This is a genomic window from Desulfosarcina sp., from assembly GCF_046496365.1.
Taxonomy (GTDB): domain Bacteria; phylum Desulfobacterota; class Desulfobacteria; order Desulfobacterales; family Desulfosarcinaceae; genus Desulfosarcina.
In genome coordinates, this window is record NZ_JAWOHB010000116.1 from 90,409 (window position 1) to 108,606 (window position 18,198).

An 18,198-nucleotide genomic window follows, 5' to 3' on the forward strand; every position below is an offset into this window, starting at 1 on the left:
GGGGCAGGAGAAGTTGCCAATCTCCTGCCCTTGGTGTTCTATCCGTTGCGCTCAGTTCCGAGCGCCGGACTGCATCTCCTTGAGCAACTCATATCCTTGATTCACCGCTGTGGCATCTTCCGGTGTGGATACCAGTCCTTTGGCCTGGTTGAGGGTCTCAACCCCCCCGTCAATATCCCCCCGATGTCCCTGAATCAGGGCAAGGCCCACATACGCCTGGGCATAACCATCGTCCAGGCTTTTTGCCCGCATAAATTCGGCATTGGCTGCATCGATCTTGCCGCGCAACAGAAGGTTGTGCCCGTTTTTCACATGCTGGGCCGGTGTGTCCAGCGCCGGCCGGAGAAAAACAGTGTCTGGACCGCAGGCCACGATGAGAACCAAAGTCAGAATCAACAAGGCAAAATTGTTTTGCTGGACCATGACCACTCCTTTTTTGCCGATTAGCGGCATGTCATAAAAGAACAACCCGATTATGGATCGGTTTGCGGATCCATTACAATGCTCACCCGGCAGGCCTTCAGGAAATTCAGGTGAGCCACCGAACTGCGCAGGCGGGCCGCATCGGCGCTGGAGATCACCAGTTCCGTGGACCCTGAGGAACGGGTTCGGATCACCTTGACAACCATGGGTCGGTCACCCACCCGCTTGTCATCGCGGGCGGCTGCCAATGTGCCGGCAAAACCGCTCATGCCTCGGGACACGGCGAATTCCCGGCTGACAAAAGCCGGCCCGTAAACCACTTCTCCAGACTCATCGACGACTACGGGTACCAGAGACGGTTTGGCACCAATTCCGGTTGCATCAAGAATCAGCCCTGTGTAGGAACGGCTTTCGTCGCCTTCGGCCTGCCTGGCAGGCATGTCCGCCGCCGGTTCAGCGGCAGTCATCGTGGTGACCGATTCCACCTGACGGATTTCCCCGGGAAGGACGAACTGGCCGAATCCACCGGTCAGATTCATAATCAATTCAATCTCCACGGTGCCGTCGGACAGGTATTCCTGGCGGGTGATGGACGCGTTGCGGGCGAGTGTGGCCAATCCATCTCGAAAAGCTGCGCTTTGCGCCATGCGTTCCCCTACCCGAGAGACCGCATTGATGCGAATGGCGCTTACGGTATCCAGTAATCTGGACTGGGCCATCGATCTGGCCCTATCGACCAATTCTGTCGGAGAATCGATTGGTTGGCCGTCATCAATGGCAACAGGGGTGCCGACACCACCTGCCTTGACGATCCAGCCACTCCAGTCGATGCAACCGCTGTCCAGCTCCTGGATCAGTCTGTCGCTGACTGCACTGGAAGCGGTCGGGGCCGACAGGAGCAGCATGGTTAGCCCCAAAAGGGTCAGAATGGTAAATTTTACTTTCAATGCTTGATAGGTATCCCTACGATAATGACTTGTTTAAGTTTTATATGGTAAGAATGAGCAATTCTCAAGGGTTAAGAAGCGAGTTGATCCGTTCGCCCGCGGCCATCTCCGACATCCATGCTTTCGGGATCGCCGCCATGCCGTGGGCGGCTCCCAGTACCATGCCGGCCATCATTCCCCGGGCTGCAGAATCCCCCCCGGCCATGACGTTCTCGACCATGGCGGTCTTGAAATCGTCGGCATGGCGTGCGATGAGGTGAACTGCACCCGGCAGTCCGGCTTCTACGCTGCACATCTGGCCAAATTCCGCGATGGTTTCACGGGTGTTCCGGTTTCTGCTATCCAATCCCATGATGACCAGGGAGGCAATCGGGCTTTCTGGAAAGTTGGTTTTTAGCGTAGCCTCCATGGCCGCTATCGGCGGCTGCTTTCCAAGCACGGCAAACACGGTGCGAGCAAAAAAGTCGGCACTCTGGATCACGCGGTCGTCAGTGTGGGTGATGGCAGTCTGTGCGCGAGCCGAATGGACAAGCTTGTCCAGGTTGCCACCATACTTGGATACCAAAGGTGCCATGCGCGAGGCCCCTGCCAGGTCGTCTGATGTTGAACCGCTTTCGGTCAGCCCTTTTCCGGCAGCCATATTTTCCAATGTCATTTTGGATGCCTGGTCGAAATAGCCGCTGTAGCCTGAAAAAAAAATCCGCCATCGTTCAGCGAAGCGGCCTTTATCAAAGCCCCCTTCAGCACTCAACGATTCCAGCAGCAGGAGCGTCTGGTCTCCGTAATGGGTGAAATTTCCCGCCCGTTTGCCCCTGTGGTATGAGGTAAGCGGGTCGTGGTAACGTTCCACTCTGCCGAATTTTTTATCGATTACACCGGTGTTGTAGACCCAGTGGACCCCCAGGGAGAGTGCATCGGCCACAAACGCGCCAATTACAGCCGCCTTTTGATTTTTTTCCATCAGAATTCCTCCTGTGTAAGGGCACCTGCAAGACAGTCCGCGTTCAACTCTGGCCTTGTGAACGGCCGGCCCTGCGGATGCCCAGAACCTCCCGACAGAAGTGGACGCTGCGCCGAATGGCATCGATTTCCATGGTCAGGGCCGCTTGCTTGTTGTCCAATGGTGTTTCCAGCTCCGTTTCGATGTTGATGCGGTCCATTGAAGATCGATCCCGGAAAAGTTCGTAGGCCCGATGCATATCGATGTCTCCCTCGCCCACGGCGGCACCCACCAGCTTGAACCCCCAGCGCTGGAATTCGATGCGATCATCCCGAAAGTGGTTGGTCAGTGCACGCGGGGCCAGATTTTCAATGGCGGTCATGGGATCTTCCATGACATGCAGGCCATTGACCGTGTCGATGCAGGCGCCCACCACCGGGCTGTCGATCCGATCCAGCAGCCAGAGGATCTCTTCCGAAAAAGTGTCACAATGGTTTTCCACGGCCAGACGGATGCCCCGCCCGGCGGCCAGCGGTGCGGCAGCCTTCAGCAGATCGGCAACCGCTTCCATCTGTGCGATGATCTGTGGATGAAACCGGCTGGCGGCCACGGGCCGCGGCCGGCGCAGGTCCATGCCCACCTTGACGATGTCCGCACCAAGGTGCCCGGCAATTTCGATGGCTGTTTCAATGTCGTGCTGGCGGCCGATGCCGAATCCGCCCCGATCCATGGAAAAATTGTACTCCAAATAAAGTCCGGCCTCCTTGGCTGCCGATCCTACCTCCTGCAGGTATTCAGGCTCCAGGCTTTCGAGCACGCCATCGTCCAGATGAACCCCCTCCAGATCCAGGTCCACCAGCAGATCAAACAGTTGAAAGGTGGACAGCTGTCTCGGCCAGGGGCACGTAAAGCCTGCCCAAGCCTGGCCGATGCCATGCAGATTCAGGCTGTACGTGTGCAGGCCGAGTTTCATTGCTTTTGAATCCGTGTGCTTTTCTGGTGAATGACCGGCTCAATCTCCATTAACTTCTCCATGGGGATATGGCATAAAATACGGTGGTTGGATCCGTTTTGCCGCCATGGCGGGATGTCGGTTTCGCAGATCTTTCCACCGTCGGGCAGCATCTTTTTGCGTCGTGGGCAGCGGGTATGGAAGTAGCATCCCGACGGGGGATTGAGGGCACTGGGCACATTGCCGCTCAGGCGGATCTCTTTTTGTTGGGCCTCGGGGTCCGCGATGGGCACGGCCGACAACAAGGCTTCTGTATAGGGATGGTAGGGTGGGTCATAGATTTTGTCCGCAGGGCCGATTTCGACGATTCGTCCCAGGTACATGACGGCGATGTCATCTGAAAAGTATCGCACCACGCTCAAGTCGTGGGCGATGAAGATCATCGATGTACCGAAGGTGCTCTGGATTTCCAGCAGCAAATTGATCACCGCTGCCTGAACCGACACATCCAAAGCGGAGACCGGCTCATCGCAGATGATCAGATCCGGTCGACTGGCCAGGGCTCGGGCAATCCCCACCCGCTGTTTCTCCCCACCGGACAACTGTCTCGGCAGGCGATCGTAATAGGTTGACGACAGACGCACGGCGTTGAGCAGGCGGACCACTTCCCGTTTGATCTGGTCGCGGGGGACCGTTTTAAAACGTCGGATGGGTCGGGCGATCTGTTTGCCCACAGTGTAAGAGGGGTTGAGGGTGGAATCCGGATTTTGAAACACCATCTGCATTTCCTTGATCAGGCCTGTCGCCCGGTAAGTAACCTCCTCCTTCACCTCGATGTCCAAAAACTGCATCTTGCCGCCGGTCAGCGGCTCTAGTCCGATCAGGCCTTTGACCAGAGAGGATTTTCCGCACCCGGATTCACCGACCAGTCCCAGCGTTCGGCCTTTGGATACCTTCAGGCTGACATCATCCACCGCCTTGACAAATTTTTTTTCCCCTAATCCGAACAGGCTTGCCACTGAACCGGTGGATGAGGGATACCAGATCCGCAGATTTTCTGAATTGAGACAGCATTCATCACCCGCGGTTTTTATCGCCGCAACCTTTTTTGTCGGGCGGACCCTTGATTTTTGCCGGGTTGTCCTGGGGCGGGATTCGATGTCCAGCGCGTAGTTGCACCGGGCGGCGTGATCCGGAGAAATCTGCACCATCGGGGGCCGCGCTTCCAAGCATTCGCCCGTGGCGTAGTCGCATCGGGGGGCAAAAATACAGGCATCTCTGGGGCGGTTGTCTGGCGCCGGGACCCTGCCGCGAATGGGGTGGAGAACCGAATCCAGCTTGCTGTCCCCCAGTTTCGGTACTGCCGCAATCAGCCCCCGGGTATAGGGATGGCAGGGACGCTTGAACACTTCTACGACGGTCCCTTTCTCCACCATTTGTCCGGCGTACATGACGCACAGGAAGTCACTCACACGGGCCACGACCCCCAGGTTGTGGGTGATAAAAATATTAGCTGCGTTGAAATCATTTTTAAGTGCTTCGATCAGATCCAGCACCGCCGCCTCGACGGTGACGTCCAAAGCGGTAGTGGGTTCGTCCATGATCAGCAGGGCTGGATTGTTGAGCATGGCCATGGCAATCACCACCCGTTGCTGTTGTCCACCGGAAATCTGGTGGGTATAGCGCCGCATGACATCTTCGGGGTCGGGCATGTTGACCCGCTTGAGCATCTTAATGGACCGCGTCCAGGCCTCCTTTTCAGAAATATCGCGGTGGCAGGTTAGCACCTCGGTCAATTGTTCGCCCAGGCGCATTGATGGATTGAGCGCCTGCATGGGGTCCTGGAATACCATGGCGATGCTGTTGCCGCGAATTGCATTGAGTTCGGCCTGGCTGCGGTTGACCAGTTCGGTCTCCTGAAAACGGATATGGCCGTTGGTGATCTTGCCGTTGGGGCCCAGGTGATTGACAATACCGTAGGCAATGGTGCTTTTTCCGCATCCAGATTCGCCCACCAGCCCCACGGTTTCTCCCTCGCGCACCGAGAACGAAACATCCCTTACGGCCTCCACATCACCTTTGCGGGTTTCGTAGGCGATGCTCAGATGCTCCACATCGAGCACGACTTCGGATTTTTCGTGGACCTGCTCGTCCATATTTATGCTCACCGTTTGAATGAAAAAGTCAAAAGCCCTATTATCGGCATCCCCTGCGTCAATTACCGCAGAAATGCCACGATGAAACCCTGCGGATGGGTTACTGGTAGCGCATGGATTCTTCCCGAACACCGTCGGCCAGAAGATTCAGTCCGACGACAAGGGAGGCGATGGCCAGTGATGGCCATAGTGCGGCCCACGGGCTTCCGATCAGGATAAACTCGCGGCCCTTGGCTACCATGGATCCCCAATCTGGTGATGGCGGCGGGATGCCCAACCCTAAAAAGCCAAGCGTCCCCATGGCAAAGATGGCATAACCGATCCGCAGCATAGCATCCACGATAATAGGACCGCGGGCGTTGGGCAGGATCTCCACGAACATGATGAACCAGTGGTTTTCTCCCCGGGTTTCAGCTGCGCGGATATACTCCCGGGTACGGATGTCAAGGGTCAGGCTTCGCACCAGCCTTGCAATACCCGGCGTCCCGACAATGGTCATGGCCAGGACCACATTGATGGCGGATGCACCCAGGGCGGCCATGATAATCATGTAGAGCAATATGATCGGTACCGCCATCATGGCGTCCAACAGACGCATGGTGATCTCATCCACCCACCCGCCGTGATAGCCGCTGACCAGCCCCAGGGTGGTGCCGACGAACAAGGCAATGATTACGCCCCAGACGGCCGTTCCGCCAGGTATCCAGAAGGTGTCATTAATAGGCATGATTACCAGCACCACACGGGCGCCGTAAATCAGTCGGGACCACAAATCGCGTCCCAGCTCATCGGTCCCCAGGATGTGTTCGCTGCTAGGCCCAATATTGGGATTTTTCCAGTCCTGCTCCAATGGCGTGTATGGCGTCAGCAGAGGGGCGAATATGGCAACAAAAACCCAGAAGGAAACCAGAAACAGTCCTACCATCGCAGTTTTGGACGCCCACATGAACTTCATGCCGTCGGTCAGGCGCATAAAGATACTTCTGCGATCGCTTTTCAAAGGGGGGATGTCATCCAGTGAGCTAACGGTATCGACTGCAGTGTCGCCGTTTGACATGGTTTACCTCGCGTACATTGGGTTCCAATGAAATCATCATCTGCCCCCCGGATTCTAAGCGTACCGGATGCGTGGATTGAGGAACGTATAGATGATGTCCGCCACCAGTTGGGTGCCCACGGCCAGCAACACCAGGATCATCGCACCGGCCTCCAGGCCATTGATATCTTTGAACAGCGCCGATTCCAGAAGGTATTTTCCCAAGCCGGGGTAACCGAAAACCACCTCAACGATGACGATGCCGCCCATGAGCCAGTTGACGTGGAGCATGATAACGGTGATGGGCGCCATCAGGGCGTTTCTGACGGCATGTTTGAAAACGATCCGCCAATAGGGCAGCCCCTTGAGGTGTGCCGTGCGGATATACGGTGCCTTCATCACCTCCACCATGCTGGCACGGGTGATGCGCAGGATATAACCCAGCTCGACCAAAGTCAGGGTCAGTACCGGCAGCACCAGCATGTCCAGGCGCTCCCAGGGAGCTTTTTCACCAAACACCGTTGCACCGGGAACGATTTGCAGCCACACCGCCATGATCAATATCAGGAATATGCCGGTGGCGAACTCGGGGATGACCGAAAACATCATGCCGCCGATGGAAAGCACGCGATCCTTGAGCGACCCCTCCTTCAGTCCGGCGATCATGCCCAGCATCAATGCCGTGGGCATAACCAGCACAAATGCGATTCCGGCCAGCACAAGGGAATTGCGGAGCCGGGTGAAAATCGTGTCGGCGACAGGACGCCCCGTTCGCAGGGAAACGCCGGGATCACCGCGAACGAATCCCTTTTTCAAAGGGATGTACTCCACGGGCCCCCCGGTTGTTTTCATCCAACCGGTGCCGACAACGAAGGTCCATACTTCGATGTCGGCACCTTTCTCCCAGCGGACAACATGATTGGCCGTATCAACACCCCAGGCGAAGCTGCTATCGTCTTTCCCGGCCTGCCATCGTGCGTTGTCCACCTCCTGAATCGGTTGCCCCCCCGCCTGCGGCAAGGTGATGGCGATGAGGTCCTCGCCTGCCAGTTTCCATCGAACCCGATCGCCATTGGGTCGCACCGCCCACCAGTCGACAAAACCATCCGCATTGGTCACCCGCTTTAGCGGCAGCCCCACCTTGCCGTCGGCCAGCCAGTCGCTACCCAGCAGCCAATGGATGTAGCGGGTGTAAACCGGTTTGTCCAATCCCATCTGAGCTAAAAAAGATGCCTCCTGTTCAGGAGTTATAAATGCGCCGAGCACATTTTTGGCGACATTCCCGGGGGACGCCTCGGTGATCAGAAACACCGCGACCGACACCAGCAGCATGGTCAGCAGCAGGAGAAAGAAACGCCTGACGATAAATTTTGCCATGGCTATGTCCTGTTTGGTACAACAATTAGGCTGCGGCAATGGCTGGAAATGGGCAAGCCGTCTGGATTGCCGCCTCGGTTCTGAGAACCGAACCGGCAGTTTAAATGGCAGCCGCCACGCCCTGAGAAAAACCAGTGGCGAATTCGGGCGGGGACAGCAAAGGGTCGCTCTCCCCGCCGTTTTTCATAGCGAGTTGTCGAACCGTTACTGGCTAGCTCATCCAGACCTCGTCCAGTTTCAGGTAGAGGCTGGGATGGGCTTTGACAGCCTGGACCGGTTTTCTGGAAATCGTCCAGACGTTGATCCAGAAGGCATTGCCGATGGAGCCGCGCTCCTGCTGGATCTTTTCCAACTTGCAGAAGATCTTGCGGCGGGCTTCCACATCCAGGGTGCCGTTGGCCTGGGTCAGCAGCTCGGAGTATTCCTTGTCCACCCAGCGGGTTTCGTTCCAGGCCACCGGCTTTCCGTTTTCGTCACCCACATAGGCCAGGCTGGGTACCATGGTGCCGACCGGGCGATGGGCCCAGGTGGTGATACCCAGATCCACTTCGGTCCATTTTTCCCAGTATTGGCTGTTGGGCATGGGTTGGATGTTGACCCGAAAACCAGCTGGGGCGGCATCCTGTTTTAGAATTTCAGCGTAGCGCACAATTTCGCTCCAGCCGCTGCCCACGGCCAGATTGACATCCAGCCCGTTGGGGTATCCGGCTTCCGTGAGCAGTTGTTTGGCTTTCATGGGATCGTACTTGGGTGTTTCGATGGGACAGTATTCCGGATGCTTGGGGCTTACGTGGACATCCTGGCCTTCCATTCCCTGCCCGAAGTAGGCCAGGGCGAGGATTTTTTCACGATGCTGGCACAGTTTCAGCGCCGAGCGCACCCGGTTATCGTCCCACGGCTTCAGATCCACCCGCATTCTGAGGATGCGGGTCTGATTGGTGGTGGCAGCCAGTACATTGACCCTGGCATCATCTTTCAGGGCTTGATACGCCTCGGTGCCGCCGATATCGCTGAAATCCAGCAGATCGATCTCGCCAGCCTGGATGGCGGAAATCATGGGGCCCATTTCAGTGCCCATATCGACAAACAAAATCTTGTCCAAGTAGGGCAGGGAGTTGCCGTCGGCACCTTTTTTCCAGTAATCGTTGCGCCGTTTAAGCACACATCGTTCGCCTTCCACGTAGCTTTCGATGGTGTAGGGGCCGGTGCCGTGAGGTGCCTTGATGAAATCCCCTTCAAATGTGCGGTGGTTGAGCACCATGGCCGGATAGTGAAACAGGTGCTCGGGCACCGCGATTTCCGGATTCTTCAGGTGTAGCCTGACCTGGTGGTCGGACACTTTTTCAATTCCGCTGGCGTCCAGGTAGCTGAGCATGCCTTTCATGGAAGAGCCCACATCCTTGTTCAACCACTGGGTGAAGGTAAAAACCACGTCGTCGGCATTGAAGGCGTCTCCGTTATTGTGCTTGATCCCTTGGCGCAGGTTCAGGGTCCAGGTCTTGAGGTCATCACTGGCCTGCCAGTTTTCCAGCAGGTAGGGATGGGTGATGTTGTCGCCGTCTGTATAGGTCAGATACTCGGCGACCTGACGCATCTGATTGGTGGGTGAGATCCAGGAAAACTGGGCCGGGTGAGTAACCTTATGCACCGGTGCGGCCACCTTCAGTGTGCCGCCCCGTTTGACCGAACCGGCCAGGACCTTCCCTGGAAAGGCCAATCCTGCCATTTGGGCGGCGGCGGCGGCGGAAACGCCCAGGAGGGTGGTAAAGCGGATAAATTCCCTGCGGGTCATTCTGCCTTTCTGGAAATCGCTGCTAAGTTCCTTGACTGCCGAATGCATCTTCTCTTTCATGTCTCCTCCTTGGATGATGGTAATACACGGGATAAATATTCAGTGACGACCTGAAACGTTTGTTCAGCGCATATTCGGGAATTGCGGTTTTCATTAGAAATAGACGCCACGCACCCGATGGACAGGGGTTTGCCGGCTGGAATTATTTTGATTTCATTGCATATCTAATCAAAAATGTCGAGGTTAAATTGTCTTGACTTTATCATTGCCCATTAATTATAGGGCCTGTATGCTGTATATACAGGCCACGGCAGGCGTTAATTTTTAGCTTGCTGGACATAAAAAAAACGGACGAGACGACGGTTGAAAAACCCGCTGCTAAGGTGATGGAATAAATGGGGCACAGCAACCCGCCCAATCGATTCGGTGACCTGCTGGAAGTAAATCTGGATGAAGCCGCCTGCACCCGCCGGCCGCTCTCCGATGCGGTTGTCGGCCGGTTTCTGGGCGGCAGAGGCTTTAATGTGGGCTACCTGTCAGCGCATCTGCCGACAGGTACCGACCCCCTGGGGCCGGGTAACATGCTTCTCTTTTCCTGTGGTCTGCTCACCGGTACCCGTGCGCCCACCGCTTCACGGCTGCACCTCAATGCCCTGTCGCCGCTTACCGGTTTGATCGGCAGTTCCAATGTGGGCGGCTATGCCGGCGCCTGGCTGCGTTCAACCGGTATCCTGAGTCTGGTGGTCCGGGGACGGTCTTCAACGCCGGTCTACCTGTATATTTCCGAGGGCAAGGTTGAAATCAGAGATGCCGCGGCCTATTGGGGACTGGATGCCATTGAAACCCAGGCCCGCATGGCGGGGGATCTGGCAGGTGGAAACCTTCAGATTCTGTCCATCGGCACCGCCGGTGAGTCCGGTGCACGGTTTGCCTGCATTGTCGCCGGCAGGGACCATGCGGCCGGCCGGACCGGTCTCGGAGCGGTTATGGGTGCCAAGCACCTCAAGGCGGTGGTCATCGAAAAAGGGGCATTCAAGCCATTCGACGATCGACGCCACCTCATTGGCGGCGTGGTCAACGACTATGTCAAGCAGATCAAGGCATCCGTGGATTACGATACCTTCGCTCGCTTCGGCGGTGCCGGCTTCATCAAGTGGGCCGACGACATGGGTGTCATGGGCACGCGCAACTACCGGCAATACCGTTTTGAGATGGCGGATCGGGTGGATGGCCGCCGGCTGCTCAAAGACAAGGTGCGTTCATCAGGCTGCTACCGTTGTCCGGTGCAGTGCAAGGCTGATCTCAAATTCAAGGACGGCCCTATGAAGGGCCAAACCGCCACCCGGCCGGAATTCGAACCCATGATCAACCTGGGCGCAAAGTGCGGGCTGGGTGATCTGCAGGCCATTGTCTTCCTGGACAACCTGTGCACCCGTCTGGGGTTGGACTCCACCTCGGCGTCCACGGCCATCGCCTTTGCCATGGACCTTTTTGACCGTGGCATCCTCACCCTGGCTGACACGGATGGTATGGCGCTGGCCTGGGGCGACGCATCGGCCATGGCAACACTCATCCGCCAGATGGCGGCTGGCAAGGGTTTGGGTAAAATCCTGGCCCAAGGGGTCAAGCGTGCTGCCGCAACCATCGGCAGAGATGCCGAAAAATTTGCCGCCCACGTCAAAGGGCTGGAACTGACCGCATACCATCCGGCGGCCATTTTAGGTTCCGCTCTGGGTTATGCCGTATCCAGTCGCGGAGGCGACTACAACAATGTGTATGCCTCCCTGGAGCACCGCTGGCCGGCGGAAAAGGGTGCCGCTGCATTCGGATCCCCCGACTCGGTGGACAGACAAAGACCATCTGGAAAGGGACGGCTGGTTCGCCGGGCTGTTCTGGTGAACATCATTGTCGATAGTCTGGGGCTTTGCAAAGTTCCCACACTGTCGCTTCTGGGCGCCTTCGACCTGGAAAACGAAGCGGCGCTCGCTTCGTCGATTACCGGGCTGTCCCTTTACAGCGATGATCTCTTTCAGATTGGCGACCGAATCGCGGCCATGGAGCGCCTGTTCAATCTCAAACATGCCCCGGATATGGATGAAGATCGCCTTCCCGACATGTTTTTTCTCGATGGTGGTACGGTGCTGACGCCGACGGTCATGACGCAGATGCTGCTCGAATTTTATGCGGCCATGGGCTGGGACGAAAAAGGGCGCCCCACGAAGGAAACCTTTTCAGCACTGGGAGTCGAACCTCTTGTGGCCGTATTTTGAACCATTCAGGCGGCAGAACCCCTGCAGCCAACCGAAAAGGAAAATTGACCATGCACCAGGAACCCAATGCCTTCTCTCCCACGCTCTCCTTTCTGTCGGAAACCGACAAACAAAAAATCTACCATGCGGCCCTTCAGGTGCTGGAACACACCGGCATGACCCTGCAGCATGATGGGGCTTTGAAATTGCTCAAGGCAGCGGGCTGCCGCCAGGATAAGGACGGGTTGATCACCATTCCAGCCGCGCTGGTGGAAAATGCGGTCAACAGTGCACCTTCCAACATCCCCATGTTCAACCGGGAGGGCCAGCATGTGATGGACCTGGGGGGACGGCGGGCCTATTTCGGCACCGGCTCCGATCTCATGTACCACGTGGACGGCAAGACCCTGGGGCGGACACACACGCGACTGGAGCACATCGTCCGGGCTGCCAGGGTCTGTGATGCGCTGCCCAATATCGATTTTATCATGTCTTTTGCCCATCCGCACGATGTGGCGGCGCAGCGGGCTTATGTGGAAAGCTTTGCCGCCATGGCGGCCAACTCCGTCAAGCCCATCGTCAATACGGCCGACAGCCGGGGCGACCTGGCGGTCATGTGGGAAATTTCCAAAATTCTCAGGGACGGCGAATCCCAGCTGCGTGAAAAGCCCTACTGGATCCAGTATGATGAGCCGATCAGCCCTTTAAAACACCCGTTTAAGAGCATCGACAAGCTGGTCTTCTGTGCGCAAACGGGCATGCCGGTTATTTACTCCCCGGCTCCCATTGCCGGTTCCACCGCACCCATGACCGTCGCCGGCCACGTGGTTCAGGGACTGGCCGAATGTTTTTTTGGCCTGGTTGTCCACCAGCTGACCGCACCGGGAGCCCCCTTTCTCATGGGCATGGGCGCCGCTGTGCTGGATATGGCCACCAGCCAGTGCTCCTACAACGCACCCGAATATCTCATGGCTTATATGGGCATGGTGGAGATGAGCCACTACTTCGATATTCCCAACTGGGGATACGCCGGCACCAGCGATGCCCAGATTCCCGACGGGCAGGCCACATATGAGGCCGGGCTGCTCACATACATGTCCACTGCCGCCGGGTCCAACCTGAACCACGACGTGGGGTATCTGGACTTCGGCCTGACCGGCAGTCTGGAGATGATCGTGATCATGGACGAGGTGATCGACCAGGTCCGCCGGATACAAAAAGGGATCGAGGTCGACGAAGACCAACTGGCTGTGGCGGTCATTGGCCAGGGTGGACGGCAGGGCCAGTTCCTTACCCATCCCCACACCCTCAAGCACCTTCGACGCACGCAGTGGCGGCCCCGACTGATCTGCCGGAGCGGCCACCAAAGCTGGTCGGCGGAAGGGAGAACCAGCCTGCTGGACCGCGCCCATGAGCGGCTGAAGGAGATTCTTAACACCCACACGGTAAAACCCATGGATGAGCAGATCGCCGCTGCCGTCGAGGCGGTGGTCAGCAGTTTTAACTAGGGGCATTTTGATTCTGCATTCATGTAATCTTTTGATTTGATGGAGGTAAACGGTGATTCAGACATCACGGATCCGATCCTGCAGTGTTGCTATGCGCGTGCTGACCGACGACCAGATCTGGGAGATTCGCCAGGCGGCCTTTGAAGTGATTGAAAAATCGGGGTTCAAATGCCTGCATGCAGGGGCCCGCAAGATGCTGGCCGGTGCGGGTGCGCAGGTCAGTGATGAACGGGTAAAAATTCCCCGCTACATCGTTGAAGGCTGTCTGGCAACGGTCCCCAAAGGATGGACCATCTATGATCGCTGCGGCCGAAGGGCCATGGAAGTGGAAGGCCGCAAAAGCCACTACAGCACTTCCACGGCTAGTCCCAACACCAAGGACGCCCTTACCGGCGAATACCATGCAACCCGCGTCCAGGATATCGCCATCGGTGCCCGAGTGGCCGACGCCCTGCCCAACATCGACTTTGTCATGCCCATGGGTTCTTCCCAGGACGTCCATGGAACGGTGGCCGATCTGTACGAGTTTGAAGCGGTGGCCGTCAACACGACCAAACCGATGGTGTTTATCGGTTACACCCCCACGGGCTGCGAATATGTTTTTGAGATGGCGGCGGCTGTGGTCGGAGGAATGGATCGGCTGAGAGAAAGGCCCTTTGTCCTGCTTTACCCGGAGGCGATCGCGCCATTTGTCTTCCCCCAGGAGGTTGTTGACAGGATCTTTATTGCTGCCGACCGGTTCATGCCCCAGATTCCCGGTGCCACAGCCCAGCCCGGGGCCACATCACCCATGACCCTGGCCGGCACCGTGGTGCAGATCACCGCCGAGTCCTTGATCCATATCATCCTGGCCCAGCTGCGCAACCCTGGCTGCCCGGTCTGCATGAGCGGCAATGTCGGCATATTGGACATGGCTACCGCCCTGATGGCATTCGGTGCACCCGAGGGGAGTCTGGGATTGGCGGCCCAGGCCCAGGTGGCCCAGTCATTCGGTCTGCCCACGTGGGGCCTGGCCGGTGCCACCGACGCCAAGCGCCTGGATGCCCAGGCGGGCATTGAAAGTACATTTTCCATATTCAGCCAGGCCCTGGCGGGCCTGAACCTGATTCACGACGTGGGTTACATGGCCAGCGGTATGGCCTGCTCCTGCGAGCAGCTGGTCATGGGCAATGAGATCATCGGCATGACCAAGCGTTTCGTCGAGGGAATCATCGTGGATGCAGACACGTTGGCCCGCGATGTCATTGACGCCGTGGGTCCCGGGGGGAATTTCCTGGCCCAGCGCCATACGGTCACCCATCTGCGTAAAGAATTGTGGCAGGCTAGCTTGTTGAACCGACAACCCATCGCCGCCTGGCAGGCGGCCGGTCAGCCCACCATGGAAGATCGCGTCCGCAAGGAGGTACGCAGGATCGTAGAGACCCACCAGCCCGAATCGCTGGACGGCAAGGTCGTCGATGAGTTGAACCGGCTGAAAAGGGAGGGTGAGAAGGAGATTCTGGCCCGGCTGGAAAAACGGTGATTGCAAAGTACCGATTGGCTTCGGGATTCAACCGGGGAGCATGTCGCTGCGGTCGTGTATCTGGATAGACCCAATTGCAGTATTCGATCATCGTTTGTGGCGTGTTTATGCCTTCGGTTTCTGGGATAGCGGTTTTACTGGATTGATGAAGGAGCAAGGCACGATGGCGGCGCACTTTCCGCAGACATCGGCCAGCCCGTGGCGTTCGTGCAGGCGGGCGTTTTCCAGAAGCCGCTCATAGCAGGCGTGACGGCGGAAGGGGTTATCACCGAGGGCCTCGGCCGGGCAGCGCTTTTCGCATTGGCGGCAGGAACCGTTGAATTTAAAGAGGCAGCGCTCTCCTTCGGTTCTCGGCGTGGGCGCGATGACGGCATTGGTGACCACGCTTCCCAGCCGCCCGCAACACCCCTTCTCAGTGATGAGCATTTGGTGGTGCCCGAAACTGCCGATGCCGGCAATATAGGCCACATGTTTGTGGGACCAGTCGCTCATGAGCTGCGCTTTGTCAAAATTATGGGTGGCGGGAAGACGGGTGCCCCGAAAACCCTCCTGTTCAAGAAGCCTGTTGATTCGTGCATTGATTTCGGTGATCAGCCGGTTGGTCTCGATATACGCAACGGCCCATGCCTCGGAACTGACCGTGCCACGATGGTTGGACCGGCAAATGGCCTTGTCGAATGGCAAAAAATAGGCGATCACGCTGCAGGCGCCGGGCAGAAGGTCTTCGGGAAGGCCATGGGTTGTGCGGACTGCTTTTTTCAATTCGGCGAACAGTGGATCGTCGGCATCGGCAAATCCAACAATGGGTACTTTCCACGCGGGGATTGTCCGCGCCTGCCGGTTGGCCGCTTCAACCGTCGTTGCGATCATCGCGACGATGCGGTTGCTCATCATCCTTGGGCCAAGCACATGCCGCCCTGCACCGATGGCATTTTGCATGGGGTCTTTTTCATTCAGCGTTGCCATTCTCCCCCCGTACCCACATGCCAGTAGGCCGCCTCTTTCTGTATTATCCGATCCATGATGGCCAATCGACTGCTGCGAACCTCATCCAGAATGGCTTGCCTGGCCCCGGTCACATCATGGGCTGCTAAACGGTCGATCAGCACTGCGTGGATATCTTCCAACTTCTCGCCTGCCTTGCGGATTACCATGAAACGGGCCAGACGGTCGTGGAGGCCCCGCAGGGCCATGGCCAGTTCCTGGTTCCCGGATGCCTGGGCCAGGAGGTAGTGAAAGCGTCGATTTTCATCGGTGTAGCGCGTGTAGGCCTGGTCGTCGTCTCCGGTGTAACCGGCATGCACATGTTCAAGGGCTGCCAACTGATCCCCGGTGATGGCCACGGCGGCCCGTTCCACGGCGGCCACCTCCAGAATTTCGCGCAGTTCCAGCATGTCCCGCAGCTCTTTCAGGGTGATCTGGGTGATAAAATACCCCGAGCGCGGTTTGATGGTCACCAGCCCTTCCTGGTTGAGCATCTGCAAGGCGTCGCGCACGGGGGTCACGCTGGTGCCGAAGCGGGCCTTGAGGTCTTCGACGGCCATCCGCTCGCCGGGTTTACGGTGCCCCAGGATAATTTCACTCCTCAAGGTGTCGTAAATCTGGTTTTTGGATGTCCGCGTTTTTTTTTGAGGCATCAACGGCTCCTGTTTAAGGGTGTATGCTCCAAGTTATTGGCAGCAATCATATTGGAAATGTCTATTTTAATATCAGTAATGAGAATAGGTGCAACAATAAAATTGACTTTCGGATGGCGTTAACATAACAATTGATACATTTTTATAAATGAATTGATATATCAAAATGAGGTGTAAAATGATTCCTACCCATGAAAGCCGTATGACCAGCGCCCACTATTCCCGATTGGGCCATCAGGAATGCGATCGCATCCACATTGGTACGCTGGAGATTCTGGAGCGGACCGGCGTGGATGTTCATGATGAGAATGCCCGCCGGATCCTGGTGGCCGGCGGTGCTTCGGCCGACGGCATCCGCATCCGCATCCCCGAACACATGGTCACCCGGGCCCTGGCCCTGGCGCCCCGGCGCCTGACCTTGTACGACCGCAACAAAAACACCGCCATTCGCGCTTGGGGGCACAACACGTATTATGGCGGCGGATCGGACTGTCTGACCGCACTAGACCACCGCTCGGGTGAACGCCGGGCGCCGGTGCTTGACGATGTGGTGGCCGCGGCCACGGTGATGGATTTTCTGCCCGAGATCGATTTCGTGATGTCTCTGTTCCTGCCCAAGGATGTGGACCAGCGCATCTATGACCGGTACCAGATGGAAGTGATGCTCAACCATACGACCAAGCCCATCGTGTTCGTCTCTCCGGATTACGAGGGCTGCGTGGCAGCTGTGGAGATGTGCGAGGCCGTTGCCGGCGGACCCGAGGCCTTTCGGCGTCATCCTTTTGCCACCTGTTACATCAATGTGACCTCCGGTCTGGTGGCCAACGAGGAAGCATTGCAAAAGTGCATCTATCTGGCGCAAAAGGGCTTGCCTCAGTTGTGGATCCCCCTGAATGCCGGCGGGGTCAACGCACCGTCGACCACAGCCGGATGTATGGCTTCCATGAACGCCGGCATCCTTTTGGGTGTGGTGCTCTCGCAGCTGGTCCATGCAGGCGCACCGATCGCCGTACCGGGTTGGAATGGCGGGCCCTATAACCTCAAAACCATGGTTGGCAACTACGTATTGGCCGACGAACAGGGCGTTCCTACCAGCATGGGCAAATATTACGACCTGCCTGTGTTCGGCCTGGGCGGCTCCACCGATGCCAAGGTGCTGGACCACCAGGCCGGCATGGAATGTACCATCAGTCTCATGACCGCGCTTCTCCACGGCGCCAACATCGTTCATGACGTGGGATTTATGGACTCGGGCCTTCAGGGCTCCCTGCAGCTGCAGGTGATGGCCAACGAGACCATCGGATTCCTGCGGGCGGCCACTCGCGGGGTGGTTGTCGATGACGAGACGCTGGCTCTGGATGCAATCGACGACGTAGGCCCCACGGGGAGTTTCCTGCAGCATCCCCATACCATGCGCCACTACAAGGAGCCGTTCTACTCCAAGCTGTTCGACAAGGGGCCATACTCCCTGTGGGAGAAAAACGGCCGTCTGACCTTGGAGGACAAGGCGGCCCGGGAAGTCGATCGGATTCTGGCGACGCATACCGTCCAAGGGCTGCCCGAAAATGTTCAGAAGAAGATCAAGGCGATCGTGAAACGGGAGCAGGCGTGGATCGATGGCAAAAAATAAAAAAATCTTCTGGCCTATGGCAAATAGCA

At 57.4% G+C, this 18,198-nt stretch carries 14 protein-coding genes; 4 read left to right on the forward strand and 10 right to left on the reverse strand.

Going from position 1 to position 18,198, the window contains the following annotated elements; translation table 11 throughout:
- Positions 1–51: 51 nt before the first annotated feature.
- From R6V78_RS10235 to R6V78_RS10270, 8 genes are all read right to left on the reverse strand, one after another.
- Positions 52–423, reverse strand: a complete 372-nt coding sequence (locus R6V78_RS10235; protein WP_410289257.1) for a hypothetical protein — start codon at positions 421–423, stop codon at positions 52–54.
- A gap of 50 nt (positions 424–473) precedes the next feature.
- Positions 474–1,370: a hypothetical protein gene (locus R6V78_RS10240; protein WP_410289258.1), complete on the reverse strand. Its 897-nt coding sequence runs from the start codon at positions 1,368–1,370 to the stop codon at positions 474–476.
- A 64-nt stretch (positions 1,371–1,434) separates the two neighbouring features.
- Positions 1,435–2,331: an ADP-ribosylglycohydrolase family protein gene (locus R6V78_RS10245; protein ID WP_410289259.1), complete on the reverse strand. Its 897-nt coding sequence runs from the start codon at positions 2,329–2,331 to the stop codon at positions 1,435–1,437.
- Between the two features lie 43 nt (positions 2,332–2,374).
- Positions 2,375–3,283: a sugar phosphate isomerase/epimerase family protein gene (locus R6V78_RS10250; protein ID WP_410289260.1), complete on the reverse strand. Its 909-nt coding sequence runs from the start codon at positions 3,281–3,283 to the stop codon at positions 2,375–2,377.
- Complete coding sequence (locus R6V78_RS10255; protein ID WP_410289261.1) at positions 3,280–5,418, reverse strand: dipeptide ABC transporter ATP-binding protein; 2,139 nt, start codon at positions 5,416–5,418, stop codon at positions 3,280–3,282. Before R6V78_RS10255 ends, R6V78_RS10250 begins: the two co-directional genes overlap by 4 nt.
- Before the next feature lie 100 nt (positions 5,419–5,518).
- A complete protein-coding gene (locus R6V78_RS10260; RefSeq protein WP_410289262.1) occupies positions 5,519–6,475 on the reverse strand; it encodes an ABC transporter permease in 957 nt (318 codons plus the stop codon).
- A 54-nt stretch (positions 6,476–6,529) separates the two neighbouring features.
- Positions 6,530–7,831: an ABC transporter permease gene (locus tag R6V78_RS10265; protein WP_410289263.1), complete on the reverse strand. Its 1,302-nt coding sequence runs from the start codon at positions 7,829–7,831 to the stop codon at positions 6,530–6,532.
- Between the two features lie 211 nt (positions 7,832–8,042).
- On the reverse strand, positions 8,043–9,683 hold the full coding sequence (locus tag R6V78_RS10270) for an ABC transporter substrate-binding protein (protein ID WP_410289264.1): 1,641 nt from the start codon (positions 9,681–9,683) through the stop codon (positions 8,043–8,045).
- 335 nt (positions 9,684–10,018) lie between these two features.
- On the opposite strand from R6V78_RS10270, the gene R6V78_RS10275 reads away from it, so the two are divergent.
- From R6V78_RS10275 to R6V78_RS10285, 3 genes are read left to right on the forward strand one after another with little or no spacing between them, the layout of a single operon-like run.
- Positions 10,019–11,893, forward strand: coding sequence for an aldehyde ferredoxin oxidoreductase family protein (locus R6V78_RS10275; RefSeq protein ID WP_410289265.1), 1,875 nt, complete (start codon positions 10,019–10,021; stop codon positions 11,891–11,893).
- Positions 11,894–11,943: 50 nt separating this feature from the next.
- Complete coding sequence (locus tag R6V78_RS10280) at positions 11,944–13,380, forward strand: trimethylamine methyltransferase family protein (RefSeq protein ID WP_410289266.1); 1,437 nt, start codon at positions 11,944–11,946, stop codon at positions 13,378–13,380.
- A gap of 52 nt (positions 13,381–13,432) precedes the next feature.
- Positions 13,433–14,902: a trimethylamine methyltransferase family protein gene (locus R6V78_RS10285; protein ID WP_410289267.1), complete on the forward strand. Its 1,470-nt coding sequence runs from the start codon at positions 13,433–13,435 to the stop codon at positions 14,900–14,902.
- 105 nt (positions 14,903–15,007) lie between these two features.
- Here the strand turns inward: R6V78_RS10285 and R6V78_RS10290 are convergent, their stop codons facing one another.
- Together R6V78_RS10290 and R6V78_RS10295 are read right to left on the reverse strand one after the other, a co-directional pair.
- Entirely contained in the window at positions 15,008–15,868 is an 861-nt protein-coding gene (locus tag R6V78_RS10290) for a hypothetical protein (protein WP_410289268.1), read from the reverse strand.
- The gene (locus R6V78_RS10295) at positions 15,856–16,539 is read right to left on the reverse strand and encodes a GntR family transcriptional regulator (RefSeq protein ID WP_410289269.1); all 684 of its coding nucleotides are present in this window, start codon (positions 16,537–16,539) and stop codon (positions 15,856–15,858) included. The genes R6V78_RS10290 and R6V78_RS10295 overlap by 13 nt, the downstream gene beginning before the upstream one ends.
- A gap of 178 nt (positions 16,540–16,717) precedes the next feature.
- Between R6V78_RS10295 and R6V78_RS10300 the strand changes: the two genes are divergently transcribed.
- Entirely contained in the window at positions 16,718–18,169 is a 1,452-nt protein-coding gene (locus R6V78_RS10300; RefSeq protein ID WP_410289270.1) for a trimethylamine methyltransferase family protein, read from the forward strand.
- The last annotated feature ends 29 nt before the right edge of the window (positions 18,170–18,198 follow it).

Coding starts and splice junctions, on each gene's coding strand:
- R6V78_RS10300 (WP_410289270.1), top strand. CDS start 16,718: ATGATTCCTACCCATGAAAGCCGTATGACCAGCGCCCACTATTCCCGA.
- R6V78_RS10265 (WP_410289263.1), bottom strand. CDS start 7,831: ATGGCAAAATTTATCGTCAGGCGTTTCTTTCTCCTGCTGCTGACCATG.
- R6V78_RS10235 (WP_410289257.1), bottom strand. CDS start 423: ATGGTCCAGCAAAACAATTTTGCCTTGTTGATTCTGACTTTGGTTCTC.
- R6V78_RS10290 (WP_410289268.1), bottom strand. CDS start 15,868: ATGGCAACGCTGAATGAAAAAGACCCCATGCAAAATGCCATCGGTGCA.
- R6V78_RS10295 (WP_410289269.1), bottom strand. CDS start 16,539: ATGCCTCAAAAAAAAACGCGGACATCCAAAAACCAGATTTACGACACC.
- R6V78_RS10280 (WP_410289266.1), top strand. CDS start 11,944: ATGCACCAGGAACCCAATGCCTTCTCTCCCACGCTCTCCTTTCTGTCG.
- R6V78_RS10260 (WP_410289262.1), bottom strand. CDS start 6,475: ATGTCAAACGGCGACACTGCAGTCGATACCGTTAGCTCACTGGATGAC.
- R6V78_RS10270 (WP_410289264.1), bottom strand. CDS start 9,683: ATGAAAGAGAAGATGCATTCGGCAGTCAAGGAACTTAGCAGCGATTTC.
- R6V78_RS10250 (WP_410289260.1), bottom strand. CDS start 3,283: ATGAAACTCGGCCTGCACACGTACAGCCTGAATCTGCATGGCATCGGC.
- R6V78_RS10245 (WP_410289259.1), bottom strand. CDS start 2,331: ATGGAAAAAAATCAAAAGGCGGCTGTAATTGGCGCGTTTGTGGCCGAT.
- R6V78_RS10275 (WP_410289265.1), top strand. CDS start 10,019: ATGGGGCACAGCAACCCGCCCAATCGATTCGGTGACCTGCTGGAAGTA.
- R6V78_RS10255 (WP_410289261.1), bottom strand. CDS start 5,418: ATGGACGAGCAGGTCCACGAAAAATCCGAAGTCGTGCTCGATGTGGAG.